The sequence below is a fragment of the Micromonospora sp. CNZ280 genome (genome assembly GCF_011759515.1).
In genome coordinates, this window is sequence record NZ_JAAOYP010000001.1 from 2,862,581 (window position 1) to 2,876,856 (window position 14,276).

Below are 14,276 nucleotides of genomic sequence, written 5' to 3' on the forward strand. Positions count from 1 at the left end.
CGCCGGCCGCTCACCAACTGGTGGGCAGCGGCATCCCCTCGGTGTAGCCGGCCGTGCTCTGCACCCCGACGACGGCCCGCTCGTGGAACTCGGCGAGGTTCCGCGCCCCGGCATAGGTGAAGGCGCTGCGGACGCCGGCGATGATCTCGTCGATCAGGTCCTCCACACCGGGCCGGTTCGGGTCCAGGTACATCCGGGCGGAGGAGATGCCCTCCTCGAAGACCGCCTTGCGGGCCCGGTCGTAGGGGCTGTCGTCGGCGGTGCGCGCGCTGACCGCCCGCGCCGAGGCCATCCCGAAGCTCTCCTTGTAGCGCCGGCCGTCCGGCTCGGTGTAGAGGTCGCCGGGGGACTCGTAGGTGCCAGCGAACCAGGAGCCGATCATCACGTTCGACGCGCCCGCGGCCAGCGCCAGCGCCACGTCCCGCGGATGCCGTACGCCGCCGTCGGCCCAGACGTGCCGACCCAGGTCGCGGGCCGCCGCCGCGCAGTCCAGCACCGCGGAGAACTGCGGCCGGCCCACCCCGGTCATCATCCGGGTGGTGCACATCGCGCCCGGGCCGACGCCCACCTTGATGATGTCCGCGCCGGCCTCCACCAGGTCGCGTACGCCCTCGGCGGTGACCACGTTGCCGGCCGCCACCGGCACCGCCGGGTCCAGCTTGCGGACCGCCCGCAGCGCGGAGATCATGCGCTCCTGGTGCCCGTGCGCGGTGTCCACGACCAGCGTGTCCACCCCGGCCTCCAGCAGCGCCGCCGCCTTGCCGGTGACGTCCCCGTTGATGCCGATCGCCGCCGCGATCCGCAGCCGGCCCCGGTCGTCGACCGCCGGCCTGTAGAGGGTGGCCCGCAGCGCGCCCTGCCGGGTGAGCACCCCGACCAGCCGCCCGTCGGCGTCCACCACCGGGGCGAGCCGGCGCCGGCCGGCGGAGAGCCGGTCGAAGCCGGTCCGCGGGTCGGCGTCGGACGGTACGGTGTGCAGCTCCGTCGACATCACGTGGCGCAGCTGGGCGAACCGGTCGACGCCCACGGTGTCCGCCTCGGTCACCACGCCCAGTGGCCGGCCCGCCGGGTCGACCACGATCACCGCGCCGTGCGCCCGCTTCGGCAGCAGGTGGATCGCGTCGCCCACGGTGTCGGTCGGGCCGAGCGTGATGGCGGTGTCGTGCACCAGGTGGCGCTGCTTGACCCAGGCGACGACGTTCGCCACCACCTCGATCGGGATGTCCTGCGGGATCACCGCGATGGCGCCGCGCCGGGCCACCGTTTCGGCCATCCGGCGCCCGCTGACCGCTGTCATGTTCGACACCACCAGCGGGATGGTGGTGCCCGTACCGTCGCCGGTGGCCAGATCGACGTCGAGCCGCGAGCCCAGGTCGGAGCGGGCCGGCGCCATGAAGACGTCGTTGTAGGTCAGGTCGTGCGCGGGGACCGCGCCATGAAGGAACCGCACCCGGCCATCATCCGTGACCGCCGGTCGGCCCGCCCCCGGTGGTCACGGAAAACACCCTCACCCGCACCGCCGCCGGGCCGGCGGGTACCGCCGGCGGCGAGCTGGCGGCCGGTCAGCCGAGCAGCAGCGCGACGGCGAGCGCGGCCATCACGGCGGCGATCACGCCGTCCAGCAGCCGCCAGGCGAGGGTACGGGCGAGCAGCGGGGCGAGCCGGTGCGCCCCGACGCCCAGCGCGGTGAACCAGACGATGCTGGCCAGCGCGGCGCCGATGCCGAACAGCCAGCGGTGCGGGTGTTGCTGGGCGATCCCGCCGAGGAGCAGCACGGTGTCCAGGTAGACGTGCGGGTTCAGGTAGGTGAAGGCGGCGCAGGCGAGCAGGGTCGCCCCCAGCGTGGCCGGCGGGCGTTCGGTGGGCAGCAGCGCGCCCGGGCGCAGGGCCCGGCGGGCGGCCAGGGCCGCGTAGCAGAGCAGGAACGCGGCGCCGCCCCAACGGATCGCGGTGAGCAGGACGGGCCGGCCGGTGACCAGGGAGCCGACTCCGGCGATGCCCGCCGCGATCAGCAGCGCGTCCGAGGCGGCGCAGGTGAGGACCACCGGAACCACGTGCTCGCGGCGCAGCCCCTGGCGCAGGACGAAGGCGTTCTGGGCACCGATGGCGACGATCAGCGCGATGGACATGGAGAACCCGGCGACGGCGGAGGTGAGCACGGCACGACGCTAGAGCCGCCGCGGAACATCAGTCCAGCTAAACATTCTGAGGTGGCTTAAGCTGAGCTTATGACCGGCCTGGATTCGGCCCAGTTGCGTACGCTCGCCGCAGTGGTCGCCGAGGGCAGCTTCGAGGCGGCGGCCCGGCTGCTGCACATCACCCCGTCCGCGGTCAGCCAGCGGGTCAAGGCGCTGGAGGAGACCGTCGGCCAGGTGCTGGTCCGGCGCACCCGGCCGTGCGCGGCGACCGAGGCGGGCCGGCCGCTGCTGCGGCTCGCCGGGCAGCTCGCGCTGCTGGAGCGGGAGGCGCTGGCCGACGCGCGGGGCCCGCTGACCGGCGGCGGCCGCACCCGGGTCGCCGTCGTGGTCAACGCGGACTCGCTCGCCACCTGGTTCCCGGCCGCGCTGGCCCGGCTGCCGCAGCGGGCGGGGCTCTTCTTCGACCTGCGCCAGGACGACCAGGACCACACCACCGAGCTGCTCCGGGACGGCTCGGTGACGGCGGCGGTCACCGCCCAGCGGGAGGCGGTGCAGGGGTGCCGGGTGATCCGGCTCGGTGCCATGCGCTACCAGGCGCTGGCCACCCCGGAGTTCGCCGAGGCCCACTTCGCCGACGGGCTCACCACGGCGGCGGTGACCGCCGCGCCGCTGGTGGTCTTCGACCGCAAGGACCGGGTGCAGCACCGGTTCCTGCGCGCGCTGACCGGCCGACCGCTGGAACCGCCGGTGCACTACGTGCCGTCGGTGCCCGCCTTCAGCGAGGCGATCCGGCTGGGCCTCGGCTGGAGCCTGGTGCCCGAGCAGATCGCCGCCGCCGACCTGGCCGCCGGGCGCTGCGTGGATCTCGCGCCCGGCCGGCACCTGGACATCCCGCTCTACTGGCAGCACTGGCGGCTGGAGTCGGACGTGCTGAACGCCCTCACCGCCGCCGTCCGCGCGGTGGCCGCCGAAACCCTGCGCTGACTGTGAGGCCGGCCGGGTCAGGCGATGGTGCAGATGGTCGCGCCGGCGGTGATCACGGCGCCGACCTCGGCGTTCAGGCCGCTGACCGTACCGGCCTTGTGGGCGTGCAGCGGCTGCTCCATCTTCATCGCCTCCAGTACCACGACCAGGTCGCCCTCGGCCACGGTGTCGCCGTCGGCCACCGCGATCTTCACGATGGTGCCCTGCATCGGGGAGGTGAGCGAGTCGCCGCTGACCGCGGTGCCGGCCTTGGTCCCGCCGCCCCGGCGGGCCGGCTTGCGAGCGGCAGGGGCGGCCGTGGCCGTACCCCCGCCGAGGCCGGCGGGGAGGGTGACCTCCAGCCGCTTGCCGCCGACCTCGACCACGACGGTCTCCCGCTCGGCCGGCGCCTCGGCGGTGCCGGCGGCGGCGGTGAACGGCGCGACGGTGTTGTCGAACTCGGTCTCGATCCACCGGGTGTGCACGGTGAACGGCTCGGCGGTGAACGCCTCGTCCCGCACCACCAGCCGGTGGAAGGGCAGCGCGGTGGCCATCCCCTCGACCACCATCTCGTCCAGCGCCCGGCGGGCCCGCTCCAGCGCCTCGGTGCGGGTCTCGCCCGTGATGATCACCTTGGCCAGCAGCGAGTCGAAGTTGCCGCCGATCACGTCGCCGGCCGAGATGCCGGTGTCCACCCGCACGCCGGGGCCGGTGGGCAGCCGCAGCGTGGTGACCGTGCCCGGGGCGGGCAGGAAGTTGCGGCCCGGGTCCTCGCCGTTGATCCGGAACTCGATGGAGTGCCCGCGCGGCGTCGGGTCCTCGGTGAACCGCAGCTTTTCGCCGTCGGCGATCCGGAACTGCTCGCGGACCAGGTCGATGCCGGCGGTCTCCTCGGTGACCGGGTGCTCCACCTGGAGGCGCGTGTTCACCTCCAGGAAGGAGATGGTGCCGTCCGCGCCGACCAGGTACTCCACCGTGCCGGCGCCGTGGTAGCCGGCCTCCCGGCAGATCGCCTTCGCGCTGTCGTGGATCTGGGCGCGCTGCGCGTCGGTGAGGAACGGCGCCGGGGCCTCCTCGACCAGCTTCTGGTGCCGGCGCTGCAGCGAGCAGTCGCGGGTGCCCACCACGACCACGTTGCCGTGCTGGTCGGCCAGCACCTGCGCCTCGACGTGTCGGGGCTTGTCCAGGTAGCGCTCGACGAAGCACTCGCCCCGGCCGAACGCGGCGACCGCCTCGCGGGTCGCCGACTCGAACAGGTGCGGGATCTCCTCCATGGTGCGGGCCACCTTCAGCCCGCGCCCGCCGCCGCCGAAGGCGGCCTTGATGGCGACCGGCAGGCCGTGGTCGACGGCGAACGCCATCACCTCGTCCGGGCTGCCGACCGGGTCGGGGGTGCCGGGCACCAGCGGCGCGCCGGCGCGCTGGGCGATGTGCCGGGCGGTGACCTTGTCGCCGAGGTCGCGGATCGCCTGCGGGGTGGGGCCGATCCAGGTGAGCCCGGCGTCGATGACGGCCTGGGCGAAGTCGGCGTTCTCGGAGAGGAAGCCGTAACCGGGGTGCACCGCGTCGGCGCCGGCCTGCGCGGCGACCGCCAGCAGCTTGTCGATCCGCAGGTAGCTCTCGGCCGCGGTGTCCCCGCCGAGGGCGTACGCCTCGTCGGCCAGCGTGGCGTGCAGGGCGTCCCGGTCGGAGTCCGCGTAGACCGCGACGCTACCCAGGCCGGCGTCACGGCAGGCGCGGATGACGCGTACGGCGATCTCGCCGCGGTTGGCGATGAGTACCTTGCGCACCTTGAGGGCTCCTCCCGGATGGTCGATGCCGGGAGTTTATCGGCCGACCTCGCCACCCTAACGATCGCTCAATGTGGGATGCCGCACGTCTGAGCGACGTGAAGATCATTTAGGGCTGCGGGCAAGTAGGCACGTCAACTGTTTTCGCCCGCACCCGGGAGGGTCGCTCATGATCGATACCACCGCATGACTCTTTGCACAGACGACCTGCCAGGTAGGGAGCTGCGACTGTCCGCCGATCACCGCGATGCCGAGACGCTGTGGCGCTCGCGGACCGATCCGGAGGCGTTCGCCGAGCTCTATGACCGCTACTTCCACCCACCTGATCAAGCGGCACCGCCGTGTCGAGGTACGTGGCTATCGCGCCCTGGCGCGGATGTCCGCCGAGCCGCCGTCGGACAACTCCGACGAGCGCCTCCTCGCCCGGGCAGCGGCGTCAGCCGTACGCGGTCGGCTCGCTGGCGCGCTCGGCCGGCTCAAGGCCCGTGATCGTGACACCTTGCTGCTCGTGGCCTGGGCCGAGCTCTCCCAGGCCGGGGCCGCGGCTGCGCTCGGCGTACCGGTTGGCCCGGTCGCCTCCCGGCTGCACCGGGCCCGCCGCCAGCTCCGCAAGGCGCTGGGCGACACCGATCCCACCCAGGAAGTCTTTACCGGCAAGGAGTTTTCCAATGAACGAGCTTGACCTGCTGGCCGGCGTACGGTCGGTGCCGCCGCCGGCGCCCGAGGTGAAGGCGCGCGGCCGTGCCCGGTTGGATGCGGTGATCACCGACGCGACGGCAGGTGGCGTTCGACCGCACCTGGTCCGTCGGTCGCACCCAGATCGCGCTGGACGCCCGCGGTACGGCGCGGGTGACGGCGAGCACGGACCGTGCGGAAGCGCAGCTGACCGGGGGGACCGTACAGGTCATCCAACACACCCCAGGGGAGCTGATCTGGTACGCCGCGGACTTCGACCACCCGGGGGGCATCTACGTCCAGCCGACGAACCAGGTCCCCGGCCTTGATCTCAACGTGTACGCGGCACCCTGGTCATCGCTGTCCACCCGGCAACGAACCGCGTGGACCTTCACCTCGGCCCACCTCGACCAGGCAGCGGCCCTGCCCCTCCTCGCGGTCCGGTATGACCTGGGGCTGGACAATTTCAATCGGGCACCGGCCGGCGCCCCGTTCACCTTCGAGGTTTCAGTGGAGCAGAGTGGGCCGGAACAGCTCAGCAGCTCGAGTCGCTGACCCTGTCCGCATCGTTCGACGACGGCGCGACGTGGCAACCGATCAGCCTGACGCGTACCGGTGATCGCTGGACGGCTGCCCTCACCCACCCCGCCACCGGCGATTACGTCTCGCTTCGGGCCACGGCGACGGACGTCGTCGGTAACTCGGTCGACCAGACGATGATCCGCGCGTACGGGCTGGCCGGATAGGACCGGTTCCGGGTAGTCGGGTGGCCGGTGCTCGACACCGGCCGCCCGGCTGATCACGTCACCCGGCTTTAGTCAAACTTGTTTATTACGCTTGACCGGTGTCTGCCACCCGAATGATGATCCTCGGCCTGGTCCGTTGGATGCAGCCGGTGCACGGCTACGACGTCCGCCGTGAGCTGCTCAGCTGGAGCGCGGACAAGTGGGCGAACGTGCAACCGGGATCGATCTACCACGCCCTGCGCAAGCTGACCGAGGAAGGGCTGCTGCGCGAGGTGGCCACCGAGCAGGTCGGCGGCCGGCCGGCCCGCACCACCTACGAGGTGACCGCCAAGGGCGAGGACGAGTTCGAGACGCTGCTGCGCGGCCAGTGGTGGCACGTGCACCAGCAGCCAGACCCGTTCCTGGCGGCGTTCTCCTTCCTGCCCGCACTGCCCCGCCAGGAGGCGGCGGCGGCCCTGCGCAACCGGGCGAACCTGATGCGGGCCACCGCCGACTCGACCCGCGCGTCGCTGGAGTCCGACTGGATCCGGGCCAGCAAGCCGGCGCACGTGGCCTGGATGTTCGAGCTGTGGGTGGCCCGGGCGGAGACCGAGGCCGCCTGGTGCGAGCGGATCGCCGAACGCATCGACTCGGGTGTGTCGTACCTGCCTGATGGGGTGGCGGAGGCGGAGGGTTGGAACGGTTGGCAGGAGAGCGGAACCACGGGCGATGGGTCCGCAGCCGATTAGTCAACGTTGACCATAAGAGCTATATCGCGTTAGTCTTTCGGGGTACACGGGGTAGCGCGCGCCGTCCGGCGTCCGTCCCCAAGGGACAGCCGGCCGGCCACCGCCGGCCCGGACGACCAGGAGCAGAGATGATCGAGACCAGAGGGTTGCGGAAGTCGTTCCGCTCCCGCGCGGGTCGGGAGACGAAGACCGTCGAGGCGGTGCGCGGGGTCGACCTGCAGGTCGCGGAGGGCGAGATCTTCGGCTTCCTCGGCCCGAACGGCGCCGGCAAGACGACCACCCTGCGGATGCTGGCCACGCTGATCGAGCCGGACGGCGGCGAGGCCACCATCGCCGGCGCCGACCTGCGCAAGGACCCGGCCGAGGTGCGCCGCCGGATCGGCTACGTGGCCCAGGGCGGCAGCACCTGGGACGAGTCCACCGCCCGCGAGGAGCTGGTGCTGCACGCCCGGATGTACGGCATCGGCAAGGCCGAGGCGCACCGCCGGGCCACCCGCGCCCTGGACGCCTTCCAGCTCAGCGAGTACGCCGACCGCAAGTGCAAGACCTACTCCGGCGGCCAGCGGCGGAGGGTCGAGATCGCCCTCGGCATCATCCACGAGCCGAAGATCGTCTTTCTGGACGAGCCGACCACCGGCCTCGATCCGCAGAGCCGGGCGCACATGTGGGACGAGATCCGGCGGCTGCGCACCGAGGGGATGACCGTCTTCATCACCACCCACTACCTCGACGAGGCCGACGCGCTCTGCGACCGGATCGCGATCATGGATCACGGCGAGGTGGTCGCCGAGGGCACCCCGGCCGACCTGAAGCGCGAGATCTCCGGCGACGTCGTGCTGCTCGGGCTGGACGTCGCGGCCACCCCGCAGGCCGCGCAGCTGCTCGACAGCGAGCCGTACGTCAACAAGCTGGAGACCGCCGACGAGGGCGGGCTGCGGCTCTACGTCGACGAGGGGGCCACCGCCATCCCGCAGATCCTGCGCCGGGTGGACAGCGCCGGCCTGGCGCTCAGCTCCATCGAGCTGCACCGGCCCAGCCTCGACGACGTCTTCCTCACCAAGACCGGCCGCTCGCTGCGCGAGTCCTGAGAATCCGGAGAAGTCTGATGAAACTCGCCCGTGACACCTGGCTGATCTTCCAGCGCCAGCTCCAGCTGCTGCTGCGCAACCCGGTCTGGGTCTTCGTCGGCGTCTTCCAGCCGGTGATGTACCTGCTGCTCTTCGCCCCGCTGCTCAAGCCGGCGTTGAACGCGCCCAGCCAGGCGGAGGCCTACAAGATCTTCGTACCCGGCCTGCTGGTGCTGCTGGCCATCTTCGGCGGCCTGTTCCAGGGCTTCGGCCTGATCGCCGAGCTGCGCGCCGGGGTCATCGAACGCTCCCGGGTCACCCCGGTCAGCCGGCTGGCCCTGCTGCTCGGGCGCTCGCTGCGCGACGTGGTGTCGCTGATCGTGCAGGCGGTCATCATCACCCTGCTCGCGCTCCTGTTCGACCTGCGGGTCTTCATCGGCGACCTGCTGCTGGCGTACCTCATGCTCGCCCTGATCGCGCTGATGACCTCGGCCGTCTCCTACGGCGTGGCGCTCAAGGTCAAGAGTGAGGACGCGCTGGCCCCGCTGATGAACACCGTCGCCCAGCCGGTGCTGCTGCTCTCCGGCATCCTGCTGCCGCTCACCTTCGCGCCCGGCTGGTTGCAGGGCATCGCCGACTGGAACCCGTTCTCCTGGGCGGTCGACGGCACCCGCGCCCTCTTCGCCGGCGACCTCGGCGACGACAAGGTCTGGCAGGGGCTGACCATCATCGCGGTGCTGGCCGCGGCCGGCGTGGTCTGGGCCGCCCGGCAGTTCGCCCGCAGCGTCCGCTGACCCGCGAGCCGCGGTAGCGCTGATCGCCACCTTCGACATGATGGTGATCAGCGGGGTCAACGTCGTGCTCACCGCCCGGCACGGCCCCGCCGCGCCGGCCGCGCTCACCGAGGCCAACGCCGCCTGCGCCGGCATGGGCATCCTCGCCCCGCTGGTGATCGGCGCCAGCGTCGACGCCGGCTGGGGCTGGGGCTGGCGACCGGCGATGGCCGTCGAGGTCGGCCTCATCGCGCTGGTCGCGCTCGCCGCGCTGACCTTCCGCGTACGCCTGCCGGCCCCCGCCCCCGCCGTCCGGGCTGGCGCTGCCGTTCGGGTCGGTGCCGCCGTCCGTGGCGGTGCCGCTGCTGCTCGCGGCGCTGGGCGTGTCGCTGACCGGGTTCGCGGTGTTCTGGGTGGCCCCGGTCGGCTGGCTCGCGGTCGTCGGCCTGGTCGTGCTCGGTCTCGGCAACGCCCTGCACTACCCGCTGGCCATCTCGATCGCGCTGGCCGTGGCGGGGCCGGCAGCCGACCGGGCGGCGGGCTGGGCGTCGTACTCGATGGGGGTCGGCTTCGGCATCGCACCGGTGGTGCTCGGCTGGGTGGCCGACGGGGTCGGCCCGCACCTGGCCTTCCTGCTGGTGCCCGGTTTCATCGCGGCCGCCGTGCTGCTCGCCGTCCGGCTCGGCCGCGCGCTCCGCGCCCAGCGGCCCGACCGGCCGACCCTCGCCCCGACCGCTGCCTGAAGCGACCGTCGCGGCGGTCGCGGCGTTGATCCACACCATGTCCCGGACATCGCGGTGTCCGCGTCGCCCGGACACCCCGATATCGCGTATCCGGAGTGGATCAAGCCGGCCGGTCCGGGCCGCGGCGGTCAGTGCACTCGGGCGAGGGTGAGGCCGTCGGCGATCGGGAGCATCACCGCGTCGACCCGGACGTCGGCGAGGACCTCGTCGTTGAACGCGGCGATGGCCCGGTCGTCGGCGTCCTGCGGGGCGATCACCCGACCGCCGCGCAGCACGTTGTCGACCGCGATCATCCCGCCGGGACGCATCCGGGGGACCAGCTCCGACCAGTAGATCGGGTAGCCGGTCTTGTCGGCGTCGATGAAGGCGAAGTCCAGGTGACGCTCGTGGGGCAGCTCACGCAGCATGTCGCCGGCCGGGCCGATGCGCAGCTCGATCCGGTCGTCCACGCCGGCACGGGCCCAGTACCGTCGCGCGATGCCCGTGAACTCCTCCGAGATGTCGAAGCAGGTCAGTCGACCATCCTCGGGCAGTCCTCGGGCGATGGCCAGCGACGACAGCCCAGTGAAGGTGCCCACCTCCACGGCCTGCCGCACGCCGAGCAGCCTGGTGAGGAACGTCAGGAACGCGGCCTGCTCCGGCGCGACCTGCATGTGCGCGTCGCGGGGCAGGGCCGCAAGGGTCTCCTCGGCCAGGTCCCGCATGATCTCGTCGGGCGGCGAGCCGTGTGCCACCAGGTACGTGTGCAGTTCCGTCGTGAGTGGAATCGGCTTCGTGGTCATGATCGGACGCTAGCCGAGCGGTTCGACCGACTGATTGCCGGGTGCGACCTTTGTCCACAAGTTTGTGAGCCGCAGGTCCAATTCGGACAGGAGACGGCGCAGCGTCGGCAGCGACAGTCCGATGACGGTGCTCGGGTCGCCCTCGATCCGCTCCACGAACGGCCCGCCCAGCCCGTCGATGGTGAACGCGCCGGCCACGGCGAGCGGCTCACCCGTGGCCACGTACGAGGCGATCTCGTCGTCGCTGATGTCGGCGAAGTGCACGACAGTGGAGGCGACCGCCTCGGCCCTGCGGCCCGCCACGATGTCGATGAGGCAGTGCCCGCTGTGCAGCACGCCGCTGCGCCCCCGCATCCGCTCCCAGCGCCGGGTGGCGTCGGCCGCGTCGGCGGGCTTGCCGAGAATCTCGCCGCCGAAGGCGAGCACCGAGTCGCAGCCGAGCACCAGGGTCCGCTCGTCGTCGGTCGGCCGCAGCCGGGTGAGCACCGCCTGGGCCTTCAGGCGGGCCAGTTCCAGGCACAGCTCCTCGGCCCGGTCGGTGACGACGAGAGACTCGTCCACCCCGCTGACCAGCACGTCCGGCTCGATGCCGGCAGCCTGGAGGCTCTTGCGACGGGCAGGGCTCGCCGAGGCGAGCACGAGGCGAAGTGGCGCGGCATCTGACACCTCGCCGACGTTACCGGCCCCGTCGGCCTGATGTGGGTCGGCGGGCAGGGGAACGGGTCAGCGGGGTTGTGGTCAGCGGCTGATCCGGGGCGGTGGGTCAGCGCCGCGCCGGCGGTGGCGCGCGATCAGCGCCCACGCCACACTCGCCGCCACCAGCACGCCGAGGGTCACCCATCCGCGCACGGCGGCACCATGGTCGCCGCCGTCGCCCGGCTGGGCGGCGGCCGTCGTGCTCGGGGCTGCGGCGGCCGGCGCGCTCGCCGTCGCCGGCCCGAAACCCAGCGGCGGTACGTCCGCCGTCAGCGCCGCCACCAGGTCGATCACCCCGTAGCCGTACTGGTCGTCGCGCCCCGGCGGCCCCTTGTCGACGGCGGTAGCCGTAAGCCGATGCGCTACCTCGGACGCCGGCAGGTACGGGTACTTCGACCGAATCAGCGCCGCCGCCCCAGCCACGATGGCCGTGGCGCTCGACGTCCCGGTCCCCTTTGAGTATCTGGCCCCGTAGCTGGTGCTGTAGATGTCGACGGCTGGGGCGGCGACATCGATCCCTGGTCCTCTGATCGATATAGTCGCGTGATTACCGCTCTGATCTATTCCACTGACCGCGATGACGTCTTCGCGGGACGCCGGATATCCAATCCTGGTTGCTGCTGGCAGGTTCCCGACCCCTGCTACCACCACGATATTCGCTGCGATGGCAGCGTTCACTGCTTGGATAAGTCGCTGGCTCGTAGCTCCTGCGCTGGAAATGCTGATGACGCTGGCGCCGCGCTTGATCGCATACTCGATACCTGCGGCCAGATCATTTGCCTGGCCGAGATTATCGGAAGTTGAAACCCTGATGGGCAAGATTTTGGCTTTTGGCGCGATGCCTAGGGCTCCGAGATTTTTGATTTGACCGTGTGCGGCGATTAGGCCAGCCATTGAGGTGCCATGACTGTTTTCATCTTTGCGACCGTCGCCTGGGCCGCCAGGGATGATGTCGGTACCCGTCAACAAGTTCGTGCGCAAGTCAGGATGTGGGTCTACGCCGGTATCAGGCACGGCGACCGTAATATTCTCGCCCTGACTAATTTGGTGAGCCTCGGCGACCTTGAGGTAACTAAGGTGCCATTGGTCCTTACGGATGCGGTCGGCACCATCAGGTCGAGGTGCGAGGGTCACCGGACTGCCGTGTGCCGAAGTTGCCGCCATGGCAGCAGCTATCAAAGAGGCCAGGAGAGCGAACACGACTTGGGTAGAAGGGTGCCTCACCGGTCGAGGCCGATTGCAGGTCCAGGATCGATCGGGCCTTCATCGTCGGGTGGACGGACAACCGGAGCCACTCCTTGCTCCGTCTCCCACGGGCGGTCCGGGTCCCATCGATTCGAATCATCCTCGCGCTGGTCGTGGCGCCCGTTTCGGGAAGGCGCTCTGCTCCCGCCGGTTAGTCCAGGGGCGCCACCCATAGGCCACAAACCATTTGCCACTGCCACGCTTCGGCCTCCGCCGGGACGGAGACCGGCGCCACCGGCTGGCGTGGTACCCGCACCACCGCCGCCTATGACGCCTCCGATGGGGTTGACTCGGCGCGGTTGGGAGATGCCCGCACCGGGCTGGCCTAGACCGATCCCAGGTGCCCCGCCGATTAGTCCGCCAGGCGGCATTGGCCGCGGAGGAACCGGTGGCTTCGGGTGGGGCATGCCTTGGGGGTTTCCGCCGAGCGGTCTGTTCTGACCCGGCTGATTCGGTTGCGGCCAAGACGCTATCGGGCGAGGCGTTGTCCCGGGAGCCACGGCCGGTGGGACTCCGATCCCGGAGTGTGGGCCGGTTGGTGCCGACGGCGTCACCCCGGGCAGACCCGAGCCGACAGGTGCTCCTGCTAGCCCCATGCCCGCCCCTCCAAGCACTGGGCCTACGCCAGACGCGGTGGGCGGAAGCGCTTGCCGACCACTGCCAGACGGTCGGCCCAGGGACGATGCGGCCTGATTGCCCATGATCGGCACCGGCACGATAGGTGGAATGGCGGGTGCAGCAGCCGCGCCGCCATAGATGTCGGGATCGTTCGGTTGGATCCCAGGTCGAGGGGCTGCTGGCGGAGGCTGGCGGAGCATTACTTGGGCGTGTTGGAGTTCGGTGCTGAGGCCGTACATGATGCCGCGCGCCTGGACGTTGAGCCGTTCCAGGTCGGCGTCCGTCACCGGCTGGTCCGGCACCCGGCTACCCATGGCGGCCTTCGGGTCGGCGGCGGTCGCCTCGTACGCCTGCTTCTGCTGGAGCTTGACCGCGTACTCCTCGTACACCTTCTCCAGCTGCGCCCGGCTGGAGCCGATGGCCTGGGTGGCGGCGGACAGCGCCGTGTAGTTGGCGGTGGCGGCGTCGTGCGTGCGGCGCACCTTGTCGATCAGCTCGTCCAGCTCGCGCAGGTAGGCGCGGGCGGCCTCGTTGGTCTCCGGTGGCCACGCCTCGGCCAGGCCGCGCCGGTACTCCTGGAGCCGGGCCAGGTGGGTCTGGGCCAGATCGCAGACCTTGCGCCAGCCGGCGACCTGTTTCCAGTGGTTGGTGGTGTCGTGGTCCTGGAGGCAGGCCCACATGCTCGCCACGTCCATCAGGCGCCAGTCGGTGAGGCCGGACGTGCGGCCGCTGCCCCGTTCGATCACGGCAGCACCACCGGCCCGCTCTCCGGCCCGGTGGGGTCACCCAGCACCGGCGGGGGAGCGGTCGGCGCGATCGGGCCGGGCGTGGCGAGCGCCCGTTCGACGTCGGCCACCCGGGCGGAGGAGAAGGCGTCGGAACCGGTGTACTGCTCGGCGACGGTCGCGGCGGCGGCGGCGAGGTGCCCGGTGGCGCCGCCGACGCCCCAGACCATGTCGGCGGTGGCCTGTTGGGTCTCGTGGTGGGCGCGCAGGAAGTCGACCAGCTCGATGAAGGCGTCCGCCGGGTTGGGCACCTTCGCCGTCATGTCCTCGGCGATGTACGACAGGTGCGGTGCGTAGTTGCGCTCCACCTCGGCCTGGAGCCGGTCGGCGAACTCGCGCATCTTGCGGATGTCGGCCTCGATGCCGCCGTAGCCGCGGAGCCAGGACGCTGGGCGGTCCTCCTCAGGGATCATCGGCCCTCCCTACCTGTTACGGCGCCGTTTCCCTGAGTGAGGTTAATGGCTGCGCGACGACGGCGGCAGCCCCAAGGCCGTGGACATCCGTCACCCGGCCTCCGGATCACCGCC

15 protein-coding genes are annotated in these 14,276 nt (G+C 71.5%); 8 read left to right on the plus strand and 7 right to left on the minus strand.

Annotated elements, in window-relative coordinates:
* Positions 1–10: 10 nt before the first annotated feature.
* Positions 11–1,450, minus strand: a complete 1,440-nt coding sequence (locus FHX32_RS13745; RefSeq protein WP_167181599.1) for a GuaB1 family IMP dehydrogenase-related protein — start codon at positions 1,448–1,450, stop codon at positions 11–13.
* A gap of 112 nt (positions 1,451–1,562) precedes the next feature.
* Complete coding sequence (locus FHX32_RS13750; protein WP_167181601.1) at positions 1,563–2,159, minus strand: LysE/ArgO family amino acid transporter; 597 nt, start codon at positions 2,157–2,159, stop codon at positions 1,563–1,565.
* 69 nt (positions 2,160–2,228) lie between these two features.
* Here FHX32_RS13750 and FHX32_RS13755 point away from each other — a divergent pair, with 69 nt between their 5' ends.
* Complete coding sequence (locus FHX32_RS13755) at positions 2,229–3,122, plus strand: LysR family transcriptional regulator ArgP (RefSeq protein WP_167181603.1); 894 nt, start codon at positions 2,229–2,231, stop codon at positions 3,120–3,122.
* A 17-nt stretch (positions 3,123–3,139) separates the two neighbouring features.
* Here the strand turns inward: FHX32_RS13755 and FHX32_RS13760 are convergent, their stop codons facing one another.
* Complete coding sequence (locus FHX32_RS13760) at positions 3,140–4,891, minus strand: ATP-binding protein (RefSeq protein ID WP_167181605.1); 1,752 nt, start codon at positions 4,889–4,891, stop codon at positions 3,140–3,142.
* Between the two features lie 301 nt (positions 4,892–5,192).
* Here FHX32_RS13760 and FHX32_RS13765 point away from each other — a divergent pair, with 301 nt between their 5' ends.
* The 6 genes from FHX32_RS13765 (at position 5,193) to FHX32_RS35095 (ending at position 9,623) form a co-directional block, all read left to right on the plus strand.
* On the plus strand, positions 5,193–5,573 hold the full coding sequence (locus FHX32_RS13765) for a sigma factor-like helix-turn-helix DNA-binding protein (protein ID WP_167181607.1): 381 nt from the start codon (positions 5,193–5,195) through the stop codon (positions 5,571–5,573).
* A 98-nt stretch (positions 5,574–5,671) separates the two neighbouring features.
* The gene (locus FHX32_RS34500) at positions 5,672–6,121 is read left to right on the plus strand and encodes a hypothetical protein (RefSeq protein ID WP_208418080.1); all 450 of its coding nucleotides are present in this window, start codon (positions 5,672–5,674) and stop codon (positions 6,119–6,121) included.
* 304 nt (positions 6,122–6,425) lie between these two features.
* Positions 6,426–7,040, plus strand: a complete 615-nt coding sequence (locus FHX32_RS13775; RefSeq protein WP_167182729.1) for a PadR family transcriptional regulator — start codon at positions 6,426–6,428, stop codon at positions 7,038–7,040.
* A 128-nt stretch (positions 7,041–7,168) separates the two neighbouring features.
* Positions 7,169–8,128 (plus strand): ATP-binding cassette domain-containing protein, encoded by a 960-nt coding sequence (locus FHX32_RS13780; protein ID WP_167181609.1) that lies wholly within the window; start codon positions 7,169–7,171, stop codon positions 8,126–8,128.
* Between the two features lie 17 nt (positions 8,129–8,145).
* Positions 8,146–8,901, plus strand: a complete 756-nt coding sequence (locus tag FHX32_RS13785) for an ABC transporter permease (RefSeq protein WP_167181611.1) — start codon at positions 8,146–8,148, stop codon at positions 8,899–8,901.
* A 317-nt stretch (positions 8,902–9,218) separates the two neighbouring features.
* Positions 9,219–9,623 carry a hypothetical protein gene (locus FHX32_RS35095; RefSeq protein ID WP_486481051.1) on the plus strand — a complete coding sequence of 135 codons (405 nt, stop codon included), beginning with the start codon at positions 9,219–9,221 and terminating at the stop codon, positions 9,621–9,623.
* Between the two features lie 128 nt (positions 9,624–9,751).
* On the opposite strand, the gene FHX32_RS13795 is transcribed toward FHX32_RS35095, so the two are convergent.
* The 3 genes from FHX32_RS13795 to FHX32_RS13805 form a co-directional block, all read right to left on the minus strand.
* Positions 9,752–10,405 carry an O-methyltransferase gene (locus tag FHX32_RS13795; RefSeq protein WP_167181613.1) on the minus strand — a complete coding sequence of 218 codons (654 nt, stop codon included), beginning with the start codon at positions 10,403–10,405 and terminating at the stop codon, positions 9,752–9,754.
* Between the two features lie 9 nt (positions 10,406–10,414).
* Positions 10,415–11,071, minus strand: a complete 657-nt coding sequence (locus FHX32_RS13800; RefSeq protein WP_167181615.1) for a Maf-like protein — start codon at positions 11,069–11,071, stop codon at positions 10,415–10,417.
* A gap of 72 nt (positions 11,072–11,143) precedes the next feature.
* Positions 11,144–12,265 carry a S8 family serine peptidase gene (locus FHX32_RS13805; protein ID WP_167182732.1) on the minus strand — a complete coding sequence of 374 codons (1,122 nt, stop codon included), beginning with the start codon at positions 12,263–12,265 and terminating at the stop codon, positions 11,144–11,146.
* Positions 12,266–13,186: 921 nt separating this feature from the next.
* Between FHX32_RS13805 and FHX32_RS13810 the strand changes: the two genes are divergently transcribed.
* The gene (locus tag FHX32_RS13810) at positions 13,187–13,414 is read left to right on the plus strand and encodes a hypothetical protein (protein ID WP_167181617.1); all 228 of its coding nucleotides are present in this window, start codon (positions 13,187–13,189) and stop codon (positions 13,412–13,414) included.
* A 292-nt stretch (positions 13,415–13,706) separates the two neighbouring features.
* Here FHX32_RS13810 and FHX32_RS13815 read toward each other — a convergent pair whose 3' ends face one another.
* A complete protein-coding gene (locus tag FHX32_RS13815) occupies positions 13,707–14,162 on the minus strand; it encodes a hypothetical protein (protein ID WP_167181619.1) in 456 nt (151 codons plus the stop codon).
* Positions 14,163–14,276: the final 114 nt, after the last annotated feature.

Excerpts from the sequence above, each read along its gene's own strand:
- FHX32_RS13755 (WP_167181603.1), top strand. The coding sequence starts at position 2,229 with ATGACCGGCCTGGATTCGGCCCAGTTGCGTACGCTCGCCGCAGTGGTC.
- FHX32_RS13765 (WP_167181607.1), top strand. The coding sequence starts at position 5,193 with ATGACCGCTACTTCCACCCACCTGATCAAGCGGCACCGCCGTGTCGAG.
- FHX32_RS13775 (WP_167182729.1), top strand. The coding sequence starts at position 6,426 with ATGATGATCCTCGGCCTGGTCCGTTGGATGCAGCCGGTGCACGGCTAC.
- FHX32_RS13780 (WP_167181609.1), top strand. The coding sequence starts at position 7,169 with ATGATCGAGACCAGAGGGTTGCGGAAGTCGTTCCGCTCCCGCGCGGGT.
- FHX32_RS13785 (WP_167181611.1), top strand. The coding sequence starts at position 8,146 with ATGAAACTCGCCCGTGACACCTGGCTGATCTTCCAGCGCCAGCTCCAG.
- FHX32_RS13795 (WP_167181613.1), bottom strand. The coding sequence starts at position 10,405 with ATGACCACGAAGCCGATTCCACTCACGACGGAACTGCACACGTACCTG.
- FHX32_RS13805 (WP_167182732.1), bottom strand. The coding sequence starts at position 12,265 with ATGGCGGCAACTTCGGCACACGGCAGTCCGGTGACCCTCGCACCTCGA.
- FHX32_RS13815 (WP_167181619.1), bottom strand. The coding sequence starts at position 14,162 with ATGATCCCTGAGGAGGACCGCCCAGCGTCCTGGCTCCGCGGCTACGGC.